The organism is Vallicoccus soli, assembly GCF_003594885.1.
Lineage (GTDB): Bacteria > Actinomycetota > Actinomycetes > Motilibacterales > Motilibacteraceae > Vallicoccus > Vallicoccus soli.
Genome location: NZ_QZEZ01000003.1, coordinates 331,126 through 344,146, shown reverse-complemented (window position 1 = coordinate 344,146; position 13,021 = coordinate 331,126). Strand labels below are relative to the sequence as shown.

Annotated in this window: 9 protein-coding genes; 6 read left to right on the top strand and 3 right to left on the bottom strand. The window is 77.0% G+C overall.

Annotated features, from left to right (window positions below; genetic code table 11):
• Nucleotides 1-7: 7 nt before the first annotated feature.
• Nucleotides 8-4,819: an ATP-dependent helicase gene (locus tag D5H78_RS09705; RefSeq protein ID WP_119950235.1), complete on the bottom strand. Its 4,812-nt coding sequence runs from the start codon at nucleotides 4,817-4,819 to the stop codon at nucleotides 8-10.
• A gap of 71 nt (nucleotides 4,820-4,890) precedes the next feature.
• Here D5H78_RS09705 and D5H78_RS09700 point away from each other — a divergent pair, with 71 nt between their 5' ends.
• The 6 genes from D5H78_RS09700 (at nucleotide 4,891) to rny (ending at nucleotide 11,443) form a co-directional block, all read left to right on the top strand.
• A complete protein-coding gene (locus D5H78_RS09700) occupies nucleotides 4,891-5,082 on the top strand; it encodes a DUF3046 domain-containing protein (protein WP_119950234.1) in 192 nt (63 codons plus the stop codon).
• A gap of 104 nt (nucleotides 5,083-5,186) precedes the next feature.
• Entirely contained in the window at nucleotides 5,187-6,521 is a 1,335-nt protein-coding gene (locus D5H78_RS09695) for a DUF2252 domain-containing protein (RefSeq protein ID WP_218566438.1), read from the top strand.
• Nucleotides 6,502-7,803, top strand: coding sequence for an MFS transporter (locus D5H78_RS09690; protein ID WP_119950233.1), 1,302 nt, complete (start codon nucleotides 6,502-6,504; stop codon nucleotides 7,801-7,803). Before D5H78_RS09695 ends, D5H78_RS09690 begins: the two co-directional genes overlap by 20 nt.
• A 171-nt stretch (nucleotides 7,804-7,974) precedes the next feature.
• Entirely contained in the window at nucleotides 7,975-9,021 is a 1,047-nt protein-coding gene (gene recA, locus D5H78_RS09685) for a recombinase RecA (protein ID WP_119950232.1), read from the top strand.
• A 147-nt stretch (nucleotides 9,022-9,168) separates the two neighbouring features.
• On the top strand, nucleotides 9,169-9,669 hold the full coding sequence (locus D5H78_RS09680) for a regulatory protein RecX (RefSeq protein WP_119950320.1): 501 nt from the start codon (nucleotides 9,169-9,171) through the stop codon (nucleotides 9,667-9,669).
• 187 nt (nucleotides 9,670-9,856) lie between these two features.
• Nucleotides 9,857-11,443 (top strand): ribonuclease Y, encoded by a 1,587-nt coding sequence (gene rny, locus D5H78_RS09675; protein WP_119950231.1) that lies wholly within the window; start codon nucleotides 9,857-9,859, stop codon nucleotides 11,441-11,443.
• A 22-nt stretch (nucleotides 11,444-11,465) separates the two neighbouring features.
• On the opposite strand, the gene D5H78_RS09670 is transcribed toward rny, so the two are convergent.
• Together D5H78_RS09670 and D5H78_RS09665 are read right to left on the bottom strand one after the other, a co-directional pair.
• A complete protein-coding gene (locus tag D5H78_RS09670) occupies nucleotides 11,466-12,365 on the bottom strand; it encodes an amino acid ABC transporter permease (RefSeq protein WP_119950230.1) in 900 nt (299 codons plus the stop codon).
• Entirely contained in the window at nucleotides 12,362-13,009 is a 648-nt protein-coding gene (locus D5H78_RS09665; RefSeq protein ID WP_119950229.1) for an amino acid ABC transporter permease, read from the bottom strand. Before D5H78_RS09665 ends, D5H78_RS09670 begins: the two co-directional genes overlap by 4 nt.
• Nucleotides 13,010-13,021 lie beyond the last annotated feature (12 nt).

The window sequence follows — 13,021 nt, the reverse complement described above, 5'->3', positions numbered from 1 at the left end:
GCCCCGTTCAGGCCCGCAGCCGCAGCCCCCGGGGCGTGGCGTGGAACCCGGCCGCCTCGAGCGCTCCGCCCAGCGCCGAGTCGAGCACCCCGGTCCCGTCGGCCCGCTCCACCGTCAGCCGGCCGAGCGCGCCGTCGCGGACCGCGGCCGCCAGCGCCTGCACGGCGGGCCGCAGCACGTCCTGGTCCTCGCTCCAGGTGAGCAGCGAGCGCCCGCCCCGCTCGACGTAGAGGACCAGCTCGCCCTCGTGCAGCACGACGACGGCGCCGGCCTTGCGACCGGGCTTGTGCCCGCCGGCCTCCTCGCCGCGGGTCGGCCAGGCCAGCGCGGCGCCGTACGGGTTCGCCGGGTCGCTGGCCGCGAGGACGTGCGTGCCGGGCAGCGCGTCCTCCTCGCCGCCGCGCCGCCGGCGCGCGCCCCCCGCCCCGCCGTACCCGCCGCCGTACCCGCCGCCGTGCCCGCCCCCGCCGTACCCGCCCCCGCGGACGAGCCCGCCCGGCAGCGGGCCGTCCGCCCAGGCGGCCAAGGGCAGGGCGCCGGGAGCGGGTCCGTCGGAGCCGTCGGCCACCGAGGAGCGGGCGTCGCGCGCCTCCTCGGCGGCCCGCGCCGCCGCGCGCACGCGGTCGACCGCGCCCGCGGTGGAGAACTGCGCGGCGCCCAGGCCCTCGACGAAGTAGCCGCGCCGGGCCCGCCCGGTCTCCTCGAACGCGGACAGCACGCGGTACGCGGCGGCGAAGCCGCCCGGGACCCGTTCGGCGACGACGCCGCCCCGGGTGACGATCCCGTGGCGCTCGAGCAGCACCTCGGCCTGCGCGTGCGCGCGCCGCGTCGGGTCGGGGTCGCGCGCCGGCAGCGCGGACCAGCGCCCCGCCGCGGTGGGCGGGCCGGTGCGGCTCGGCAGTGCGGGACGGCCCAGCCCCGCGCCCGCGCGGCCGGGGCGCACCGGGCGCGCCCGCCGGGGCGCGCGGGGGGCGGAGCGGCCCGGCCGGGAGCCCACGAGCGCGCGGAGCGGGGCGAGCGTGTCGTTGGTGACCCGCCCGGACCACACGAGGTCCCAGAGGACGCCCACCAGCGCCTGGTCGTCGGTCGAGCCGACCGCGTCGGAGAGCTGGCGGAAGAAGTACGCCCCGCCGCCGCCCAGCGCGTCGAGCACGGCCACGTGCAGCGGGCTGTCCGGCGGCTCGTCGTCGAGGGGCGGCAGGAGCAGCTCGGCGGTGTCGGCGAGGTGCAGGGCGACCCAGCCGTCGCCGCCGGGCAGGGACCCGGCGCCGGCCCACAGCACCTCGCCGCTCGCCGTCAGCTCGTCGAGCAGGGCCGGGGTGTATCCGCGCACCCGCGAGGGGAGCACGAGGCGCTCCAGGGCCGAGGCCGGCACCTGGGCGCCCTGCAGCTGCTCGACGACGCGCAGCACCCCGTCGGCGCCGCGCAGGTCCGACCCGACGTGCTGCCAGCCCGGGAGGAACCGCGCCAGCGCCGTCGGCGGGACCGGCTCGACCTCCTTGCGCAGCACCGCGAGGGACCTGCGGCGCAGCATCCGCAGCACCTCGGCGTCGCACCACTCGGTGCCCCCCGCACCCCCCGTGCCGCCCGAGCGCCCGGGCCCGTCCGGGCCCTCGAGCAGCGCGAGCGGGCGGAACTCGCCCTCGACGACGCGCCGGGTCGCGGCGAGGCGCGTCAGCGCGCCCTGCACGACGGCCACGCCCAGGCCCAGCCGGCGCGCCACGTCGTCCGCGGTGAACGGCCCGTGGGTGCGCGCGTAGCGGGCCACGAGGTCGCCCAGCGGGTCGCGCACGGGCTCGAGGAACACCTCGGGCACCCCGACCGGCAGGGGCGAGCCCAGCGCGTCGCGCAGTCGGCCGGCGTCCTCGACGGCCGCGAACCGCTCCTCGCCGGCGACGCGCACCCGCACCGCCCGGCGGGCCCGCTCGAGGTCCTCGAGCCAGCCGGCCGCCGAGGCGGGCTCGTCCACGCGCTGCGCGGCCTCCTCGGGGGTCAGCGGCCCGAGCAGGCGCAGGAGGTCGGCGACGCCCTCGACGCCGCGGGCCCGCCGGTCGGGGGCGAGGCGCTGCAGCTCGGACTCGGTGCGCACGAGCGCGTCGGCGTCGAGCAGCTCGCGCAGCTCCGCCTGCCCGAGCAGCTCGGCGAGGAGCGTGGCGTCGAGCGAGAGCGCCTGGGCGCGCCGCTCCGCGAGGGGGGAGTCGCCCTCGTACATGAAGGCCGCGACGTAGCCGAAGAGCAGCGAGCGGGCGAACGGTGACGGCGACGGCGTCTCCACCTCGACCAGGCGCACCCGCCGCGCCTCCACGTCCCGCATGAGCTCGACGAGGCCCGGCACGTCGAAGACGTCCTGCAGGCACTCGCGCATCGCCTCGAGCACCACCGGGAACGAGCCGTAGCCGCTCGCCACGGACAGCAGCTGGGCCGAGCGCTGGCGCTGCTGCCACAGCGGCGTGCGCCGGGTCGGGTCGCGCCGCGGCAGCAGCAGCGCGCGCGCCGCGCACTCGCGGAAGCGGGAGGCGAAGAGCGCGCTGCCCCCGACCTCGGCCGTCACGGCGGCCTCGACGTCGTCGGGCCCGAGGACCGCGAGGTCGCCCGGCGGCTCGTCGTCGGTGTCGGGCAGGCGCAGCACGATGCCGTCGTCGGAGTGCATCGCCTGCACGTCCATGCCGAACCGCTCGCGCAGGCGGGCCCCCACGGCCAGCGCCCAGGGGGCGTGCACCTGGGCGCCGAACGGCGAGTGGATCGCGACGCGCCAGTCGCCGAGCTCGTCGCGGAACCGCTCGACGACGATGGTCCGGTCGTCGGGCACGTGCCCCGTCGCCTCGCGCTGCTCCTCGAGGTACGCCACGAGGTTGTCCGCCGCCCAGGCGTCCAGGCCGGCGGCCCGCACCCGCTCCAGGGCCGCGTCGTGGTCGAGGCGCCCGAGCTCGCGCACGAAGCCGCCGAGGGCGCGTCCCAGCTCCAGCGGGCGGCCCAGCGCGTCGCCGTGCCAGAACGGCAGCTTGCCGGGCTGGCCGGGGGCGGGGGAGACGAGGACCCGGTCGTGCGTGATCTCCTCGATCCGCCACGACGTCGACCCCAGCGTGAACACGTCGCCGGCGCGGGACTCGTACACCATCTCCTCGTCGAGCTCGCCGACCCGCGAGGCCCGCTCGCCCACGAGGAACACGCCGAAGAGCCCGCGGTCGGGGATCGTGCCGCCGCTGGTGACGGCGAGGCGCTGCGCGCCGGGGCGCCCGCTGAGGGTGCCGGTGACGCGGTCCCACACCAGGCGCGGGCGCAGCTCGGCGAACTCGTCGGAGGGGTAGCGGCCCGCGAGCATGTCCAGCACGCTCTCCAGCGCGGACTGCGGCAGCGCGGCGAAGCTCGCGGCGCGGCGCACCAGCGCTCCGAGCTCCTCGACGTCCCAGTCCTCCATCGCCACCATGGCGACGACCTGCTGCGCGAGCACGTCGAGCGGGTTGCGGGGGTAGCGCATCGCCTCGATGCGCCCGTCGCGCATCCGCTCGGCCACCACGGCGGTCTGGACGAGGTCGCCGCGGTACTTCGGGAACATCACCCCGCGCGAGACGGCGCCCACCTGGTGCCCGGCCCGGCCCACCCGCTGGAGCCCGCTCGCCACCGACGGCGGCGACTCCACCTGCACCACGAGGTCGACCGCGCCCATGTCGATGCCGAGCTCGAGCGAGCTCGTGGCGACGACGGCGGGCAGGCGCCCGCCCTTGAGCGCGTCCTCGATCTGCGCCCGCTGCTCCTTGGACACCGAGCCGTGGTGGGCCCGCGCGACCTCGACCCAGCCGCCGTCGTCGCGGGCCCCGCGGCTCGCCCCCGCCTGGGCCATGACCTGCGCCGGCGCCCCCGGGTCGGGCAGCGCCTCGCCGTACGCCCGCTCGGTCGCGATCTCGTTGAGGCGGGTGGTGAGCCGCTCGGCGAGCCGGCGGGAGTTGGCGAAGACGATCGTCGAGCGGTGGGCGTCGACGAGGTCGACGATGCGCTCCTCGACGTGCGGCCAGATCGACTGCCGCTGCTCGTCGCCCGCGGCCGACCCGCTCACCTCGCCGCCCGGCTGCCCCAGCTCGCGCATGTCCTCGACGGGCACGACGACCTCGAGCTCGACCGTCTTCTGCGCCGGCGGCTGCACCACCCGCACGTCGTGCGCCCCGCCGAGGAACCGCGCCACCTCCTCGACCGGGCGGACCGTCGCGGACAGCCCGATGCGCTGGGCGCGCCGCTCGAGCAGCGCGTCGAGCCGCTCCAGGCTCAGCGCCAGGTGCGCCCCCCGCTTGGTGGGGGCCACCGCGTGCACCTCGTCGACGATGACGGTCTCGACCCCGCGCAGCGACTCGCGCGCCTGCGACGTGAGCAGGAGGAAGAGCGACTCGGGCGTGGTGATGAGGATGTCGGGCGGGCGGGTGCCGAAGCGGCGCCGCTCGTCGGCCGGGGTGTCGCCGGAGCGCGTGCCCACGAGCACCTCCGGCTCGGGCAGGCCGAGGCGCACCGCCGCGTGCCGGATGCCGACGAGGGGCGCGCGCAGGTTCCGCTCCACGTCGACGGCGAGGGCCTTGAGCGGCGACACGTAGAGCACGCGGCAGCGCCGCCGCGGGTCCTCCGGCAGCGGCGAGGAGGCGAGCCGGTCGAGCGACCAGAGGAACGCCGCCAGCGTCTTGCCGGACCCCGTGGGCGCCACGACGAGCGCGTCGTCGCCGTCGGCGACCGCCTCCCACGCCCCGAGCTGGGCCGCCGTGGCGCCGGCGAACGCCCCCTCGAACCAGGCGCGGGTGGCGGGGGAGAAGCGCTCGAGGACGGCGGTACCGGGCACGGGGCCATCCTGGACCCGACCACCGACAGGACGCGCGCGGGAGCCGGGGCGGGCCGTGGCACGCTGGTCGGGTGCGCCTCACCGTCTTCTGGGAGCGGATGCGCGAGCACTTCGGCCCGCTCACCGACCCCTTCGCCCGCGACCACGTCCTCGCCGCCCTCGGCCAGCGCACCGTCGAGCAGGCCCTCGCCGACGGCGAGCCGGCCAAGGACGTGTGGCGGGCGGTGTGCGCGGAGATGGACGTGCCGGCCCGGCTGCGCTGACCCGGGCTCGCCCCGCTCCGCCGACCCCGGCTCCGCCGACCGGGGCCGCGGGGCGGCCGCGCGCCCCTAGGCTCGCCCCGGGACCGGCGGAGGGAGCGGCAGCGGTGGTCGAGGCGGGACGGGACGCGGACGAGCGCCGGGGGCGCATCGTCGAGGTGCTGACGGGGTGCTTCAGCGAGCTCATGGCGGGCTCGCCGCTGGCCTTCCGCACGAAGTTCCGCAAGATGGCGGCCGACCCCTTCGCCTTCTACCGGGGCAGCGCCTGCCTGTTCTACGAGGACGTGGCCGGGCTCGACGACCCGTGGCTCGACGAGCGCACCTCGCGGGTGTGGGTCCAGGGCGACCTGCACGCGGAGAACTTCGGCACGTACATGGACGGGCAGGGCGTCCTCATCTTCGACGTCAACGACTTCGACGAGGCGTACCTCGGGCCGTTCACCTGGGACCTGCGGCGGCTCGCGGCGAGCCTGGGGCTGCTGGGGTGGTCCAAGGCGCTGCCCGACGACGTCATCGCCGAGCTCGTCCGGACCTACGCGCGGGCGTACGTCGACCAGGTGCGCTGGTTCGTCGAGAGCGACCGCGACCACGAGTGGGCGCTGCGCCTGGACACCGCCCGCGGCCCCCTGCTCGACGTCCTGCAGCGCGCCCGCCTGTCGACCCGCGACGACCTGCTCTCTCGGACCACGTACGTCGACGGGCACGAGCGCCGCTTCCGCGAGGGCGCCGGGGTGCGCCGGCTCGACGAGGACGAGCGCGCCGAGGTGGTGGCCGCCTTCGAGGCGTACGTGGGCACGGTGCCGGCCCAGCAGGGCGGGGTGCCGGCCAGCGTCAGCTTCGCCGTGAAGGACGTGGTGGGGCGCAGCGGCTTCGGCATCGGCAGCGCGGGCCTGCCGGCGTACAACGTGCTCGTGGAGGGCCGCAGCCAGGCCCTGGAGAACGACGTCGTGCTCTCGATGAAGCAGGGGGCCACCTCGGCGCTGTCCCGGCACGTCGAGGACGAGCGGGTCCGCGGCTACTTCCGGCACAACGGGCACCGCACCGCCGTGTCGCAGCGCGCCCTCCAGGCGCACGCCGACCCGTGGCTCGGCTGGACCGAGGTGCGCGGGACGGGCTTCGTGGTGAGCGAGCTGTCGCCGTACGTCGAGGACCTCGACTGGGGCGACCTCGCCGACCCCGAGCAGCTGCTGCCGGTCGTCGAGCAGCTCGGGCGGGCCACGGCGAAGGTCCACAGCGTGTCCGACGAGGACTCCGACCAGTCGCTGGTGCCGTTCCAGACCGAGGACGCCATCGCCGCGGCGGTGGGGGACCGGGGCGAGGACCTCGCGGAGGACCTGGTGGGGTTCGGGCTGGACTACTCGCGGCGCGTGCGGCGCGACCACGGGCTGTTCGTGGAGGCGTTCCGCAACGACGAGATCGCCGGTGTCACCGCCCACGGCTGAGGCCGCCGGCGTCGCGGCCGTCCAGCGCCGGACGGTGCGCGTCCTCGCCGCGTCCCAGGTGCTCGGCGGCGTGGGCGTCGCCAGCGGGATCGCCGCGAACGGCCTGCTGGCCGAGGAGGTGTCCGGCTCCGCGGGGCTGTCGGGCCTGGCGACCACGGGCACCGTGCTGGGCGCCGCCCTGGCCGCGGTGCCGCTGGCCCGCCTGACCGCGGCCTCGGGGCGGCGCGCCGGGCTGGCGGCCGGCTGGCTGGTCGGCGGCGCCGGCGCGGTGGTGCTCCTCGTGGCCGCCGCCGTCGACGGCTTCGCGCTGCTGCTCCTCGGGTGCGTCCTGTTCGGCGCGGCCAGCGCGGCGAACCTGCAGGCGCGGTACGCCGCGACCGACCTCGCCGACGACCGCACCCGCGGGCGGGCGCTCGGCCTCGTCGTGTGGGCCACGACGGTGGGTGCCGTGCTGGGGCCGAACCTCGCCGGGCCGGGGGAGGCGGTCGCCGGGCGGCTGGGCCTGCCCGGGCTCGCCGGTCCCGTCGTGTTCTCCGTCGCCTCGTTCGCCGCCGGCGCGGCCGTGGTGGGGGCGCTGCTGCGGCCCGACCCGCTCGTGCTGGCGCGCCGGGTCGCGGGGGCGCCGGCGGGGCCCGGGCCGCGCCCGCGCCTCGGGGCCTCGCTGGCGGTGGTGCGCGCCTCGCCGGCGGCGACCCTCGCCCTGGCGGGCGTCGCCGTGGCGCACCTCGTCATGGTCGCCGTCATGGCCATGACGCCCGTGCACATGGCCTCCGACGGGCACGGCGCGTCGATCGAGGTGGTGGGCCTGGTCATCAGCGGCCACATCGCCGGCATGTACGCCTTCTCGCCCCTGGTGGGGTGGCTCGTCGACCGCTCGGGGGCGCCGCGGGTGCTGCTGCTCGGCATGCTCGTGCTGCTCGCCGCCACGGCGGTGGCCGCCGCCGGGTCCGGCGGCGGGGCCGGCCGCGGCGCGCACGCCGGTGCGTGGGCGCCGCTGGGGCTCGGGCTCCTGCTGCTCGGCCTGGGCTGGTCGTGCGCGCTCGTGGCGGGCTCGGCGCTGCTGGCGGCCTCGGTGCCGGTGCCCGAGCGCCCGGGGGTGCAGGGCGCCGCGGACCTCGTCATGAACCTGGCGGGGGCGGTGGGCGGGGCGGGGGCCGGGGCGCTGCTGGGGCTCGTCGGCTACCCGGGCCTCAACGCGGTGGCCGCCCTCGCGGTGCTGCCCGTGCTCGCGCTGGGGCTGACCGGCGTGTCGCGGCGGCGGTCGAACACGCGTTCGGGCTAGTCTCGGTGGTGCCGCGGCGACGAGCGCCCGCCGGGCGTCCCGCACGGGTCGTCCACAGGGTGCGCCGCGGCCCCTCGTCCACAGGCCGGGGGCGGTGGCGCGAAGCTGTCGGACGGCGGCCCTAGCGTCCTCGACGTGGCGAAGACGACGACCCGATCCGGGACGGTGCACATGGCAGCAGCAGGAGCGGACCGCGGCAAGGCGCTCGACAGCGCCCTGGCGCAGATCGAGCGGCAGTTCGGCAAGGGCTCGGTGATGCGCCTCGGCGACGAGGGGCGCGCCCCGGTCGAGGTGATCCCGACCGGGTCCATCGCCCTCGACGTGGCGCTGGGCATCGGCGGGCTCCCGCGCGGGCGCGTGGTCGAGATCTACGGCCCGGAGTCCTCCGGCAAGACGACGGTCGCCCTGCACGCGGTGGCCAACGCCCAGCGCGCCGGCGGCATCGCGGCGTTCATCGACGCCGAGCACGCGCTCGACCCGGAGTACGCGAAGAAGCTCGGCGTCGACACCGACGCCCTGCTGGTGTCCCAGCCCGACACCGGTGAGCAGGCGCTGGAGATCGCCGACATGCTCATCCGCTCCGGCGCGATCGACATCATCGTCATCGACTCGGTGGCCGCGCTCGTGCCGCGCGCCGAGATCGAGGGCGAGATGGGCGACAGCCACGTGGGCCTGCAGGCCCGGCTCATGAGCCAGGCCCTGCGCAAGATCACCGGTGCGATGAACCAGACCGGCACCACGGCGATCTTCATCAACCAGCTCCGCGAGAAGATCGGCGTCTTCTTCGGCTCGCCCGAGACGACGACCGGTGGCAAGGCGCTGAAGTTCTACGCCTCGATCCGCATGGACGTGCGCCGCATCGAGACGCTCAAGGACGGCACCGACCCGGTGGGCAACCGCACCCGGATCAAGGTCGTCAAGAACAAGATGTCCCCGCCCTTCAAGCAGGCGGAGTTCGACATCCTCTACGGCGTCGGCATCTCGCGCGAGGGCGGGCTCATCGACATGGGCGTGGAGCACGGCTTCGTGCGCAAGTCCGGCGCTTGGTACACGTACGAGGGCGACCAGCTCGGCCAGGGCAAGGAGAACGCGCGCGCCTTCCTGCGCGACAACCCCGACCTCGCCGACGAGATCGAGAAGAAGATCAAGGAGAAGCTGGGGGTCGGCCCGCGCATCGACGCCCCGGCCGACGACCTGCCGGCGCCGGTCGACTTCTAGCCGGTGGCGCCCCGAGCCCGTCGCGGGGGCCAGGGGCACCGGGGGCACCGGGGCGCCGATGCCCCGGTCCCCGGCACCCCCGCCGACCTGACGCCCGACGCGGACCCCGAGTCCGTTGCGCGGTCGATCTGCCTGCGCCAGCTGACCATGGGCCCGCGCAGCCGCGGGCAGCTCGCCGAGGCGCTCACCCGGCGCGACGTCCCCGAGGACGTGGCCGAGCGGGTGCTCGACCGCCTCACCGAGGTCGGCCTCGTCGACGACGCGGCGTTCGCCGAGGGCTGGGTCCGCTCGCGGCACGGCGTGCGCGGGCTCGGGCGACGGGCGCTGGGGCACGAGCTGCGCCGGCGCGGCGTCGACGACCAGGTGGCCGCCGAGGCCCTCGACGGGCTCGACCCGGACGAGGAGCGCGCGACCGCGCTGCGCCTGGCGCAGCGCAAGCTCGCGGCGACGCGCGGGCTCGACCGCGACGCCCGGGTGCGGCGCACCGCGGGGATGCTGGCCCGCAAGGGCTACCCCGGGGGGCTCGCCGCGGCCGTCGTGCGCGAGGCGCTCGACGCGGAGCACGCCGAGGGACTCCTCGGCGGGAGCGGGGAGGGCGCTGACGACCCGTTCGGGGACGTCGCGCCGGAGGCCCTCGACACGCCCTGAGCGGCGCGCGGCCGGCGCGAGCGCGCAGTCCCGCGCCGGCCGCGCAGTCCTTGACCGGCTCACGGGCCGCGCCTAGCGTGCGGCCAGGACGGCGCGCCGGAGCCCCGCCCGCCCGCGGTGCCCCAGCAGGGGCGGCGGCCCCGAGCCCTGCCACCGGCGCAGCCGGCCCGGGGGAGCGGGAGGAGCGGTGGAGGGGCTGTCCGTCGCCGGGGGCGGTGCGCTGCTGCTGCTCGCCGTCCTCGTCGGGGCACTGCTCGGTGCGCTCGTGGGGGCGGCCCTGCTGCGGCGCAGTGCCCGCCACGGGGCGGCGGAGGTGCTGCGCCGGGCCGAGGACGAGGCCCGTGCCGTGCGCGAGCGGGCCCTCGCGGACGAGCGCCGCGCGGCGTCGGCGGCCGACGAGCTCCGGCTGGCCCGCGAGCTGCTCGCGGGGCAGCGCGCGGAGCTCGAGCGCCGCGAGGAGCGCCTCGCCGGTCGGGAGGAGCGCCTCGGCGCCGAGACCGCCTCGGCCGCACGTGCCGCGGCGCGGGCGGCGCAGGACCTACGGGCCGAGCGCGCCGACCTGCAGGCGCGCCTCGACGCCCTCGACGCGCGCGAGCGGGCGCTGGGGGCCGCCGAGCGCGAGCAGCGTGCGCTGCTCGAGCGCACCGCCGGTCTCACCGCGGCCCAGGCGCGCACCGAGGTGGTCGCGCAGGCCGCCCCCGCGGCGCGGCGCGAAGCCGAGGCCGCGGCCCGGTCCCTGGAGCGGCGGCTGCTCGCCGAGGCGCAGGACCGCGCCCGCGAGGTCGTCGTGCAGGCGGTGCAGCGCGTCGTCCCGGCAGCCGCCGTCCCGGCGGTCACCGCGCAGGTGGTCCTGCCCGCCGAGGAGGTCAAGGGCCGGGTCATCGGCCGCGACGGGCGCAACGTGCGGGCGTTCGAGGCGGCGACGGGCGTCGACGTCGTCATCGACGACACCCCGCGCCGGGTGCTGGTGTCCTGCTTCGACCCGGTGCGGCGCGAGGTGGCCCGGCACGCCCTGGCCGCCCTCGTCGCGGACGGGCGCATCCACCCGCAGCGGATCGAGGAGCAGGTCGAGCGCACCCGCGCCGCGGTCGACGAGGACTGCCGGCGCGCCGCCGACGAGGCGCTGCTCGCCGTCGGGGTGGGCGACCTGCACCCCGAGCTCGTGGGTCTGCTCGCCCGGCTGCACCTGCGCACGTCGTACGGGCAGAACGTGCTCGGGCACCTCGTCGAGACGGCGCGGCTCGCCACGGTGCTCGCCGCCGAGGTCGGGCTGGACCCCGCGCCGGTGGCGCGGGGCGCCTTCCTGCACGACCTCGGCAAGGCGCTGACCGCGACGCCGGGGACGCCCACCGGTCACGCCGCCGCCGGGGCGGAGGCGGCCCGCCGCTGCGGCGAGCACCCCGACGTCGTGCACGCGATCGAGGCGCACCACGGGGAGGTCGAGCCGCGCACCGCCGAGGCGGTGCTCGTGCAGGCCGCGGACGCCCTGAGCGCCGGCCGGCCCGGCGCGCGGCGCGAGGGGCACGAGGTGCACGCCGAGCGGCTGCACCGGCTCGAGGGCATCGCGCTGGCGCACCCGGGCGTCGAGCGCGCCTACGCCGTCCAGGGCGGGCACGAGGTGCGCGTCATGGTGCTGCCCGACGTGGTCGACGACGACGCCGCCCGGGTCCTCGCCCGCGACGTGGCGCGCGAGGTCGAGGACGGGCTCAGCTACCCCGGGCAGGTGCGGGTGGTCGTGGTGCGCGAGTCCCGGGCCACCGCTGTCGCGCGCTGACCCCCTGCCTCGGTCCGCGCCCTCAGCCCTGGCCCGGCCCCGGGCCGAGGCCCACCGTGCTGGGCGCGCGGTCGCCGCCGGGCGCGGGGGCGGGCGCCGCGGCCGAGGGACCGCCGCCGCGGCCACGCCGCTGCCGGCCCTCGACGTACGTCGCGAGCCGGGACAGCAGCGCGTTGATCGTGATGTAGATCGCGGCGAGGACCACCGACATCTGCACCGGGTTGTCGAAGAACTGGATGAGCTGCTGGCCGATCCGCAGCAGCTCCCCGTAGACGATGATGAAGCCGAGCGAGGTGTCCTTGAGCAGCACGACGAGCTGGCTGATGAGGGCCGGCAGCATGGTGCGGAACGCCTGCGGCAGCAGGATCGTGCGCATGACCTGCCCGTCGGACATGCCGATCGCGACGCCGGCCTCGCGCTGGCCCCGCGGCAGGGACAGCACCCCGGCCCGGATGATCTCCGCGATGACCGCGCCGTTGTAGAGCGTGAGGCCGAAGACCAGCGCCCACAGCGAGGGCAGGTTGATGCCGAAGGCGCGCGGGAAGCCGAGGTAGAAGAAGAAGATCAGCAGCAGCAGCGGGACGCCGCGGAAGAACTCCACGACGAGCCGCGACGGCACCCGCAGCAGCGGCGTCGACGACAGCCGCCCCGCGGCGAGCACGGTGCCGAGCACCAGGGCGAGGACGAGCGCGTACCCCGCCGCCTCCAGCGTGCCGAGGATGCCGGTGAGCAGCCGGTCGTAGAGCTGGGGCTCCTGGAAGAACGGCTCGTACAGCTCGGGGTCGAACTGGTCGTTGGCCGCGAGCCGCTGCACCGCGAGCGCCACGAGCACGGCCAGCAGCGCGGTGCCGACGAGGCTGCCGACGAGGATGCGCCGGCGGGTCCGCGGCCCGGCGACGTCGTAGAGGGTGCTGGTGCTCATCGCGCGATCGCCACCCGTCGCTCGACCCAGGAGAAGACCGCGCTCGACACCAGCGCGAGGACGAGGTAGATCACCGCGGTCGTCGCGAGGATCCACAGCACCGCCGAGCCGAAGTCGTTGACGAGGCGGTACGACGCCTGCATCGCCTCGAAGACGCCGAACGCGTACGCGATCGAGGTGTTCTTCAGCAGCGCGATGAAGATGCTGCTCAGCGGGGGGATCACCGCCCGCACGGCTTGCGGCAGGACGACCAGCCCCAGGGTCTGGGAGAACGTCATCCCGAGCGAGCGGGACGCCTCCGCCTGCCCGACCGGCACCGAGTTGATCCCCGAGCGCAGCGCCTCCGCCACGAACGCCCCGGTGTAGACGCTCAGCGCCACCACGGCGAACTGGTAGAAGCTCAGGATGACGTCGACCTCGGGCAGGCCGAAGACGCAGAAGAAGAAGACGAGCGTCAGCGGGGTGTTCCGGACGACCTGGACGTAGGCGGCCCCGGCCCACCGCAGGGGTGGGACGGGGCCGACCCGCATCGCGGCCACGATGGTGCCGAGGACGAGCGCGCCGAGCGCCGACAGCAGCGTCAGCGAGACCGTCGTCCGGAACCCGTCGACGAAGACGTCGAGGTTGTCGAGCACGACGTTCACGGGACGCGTCCT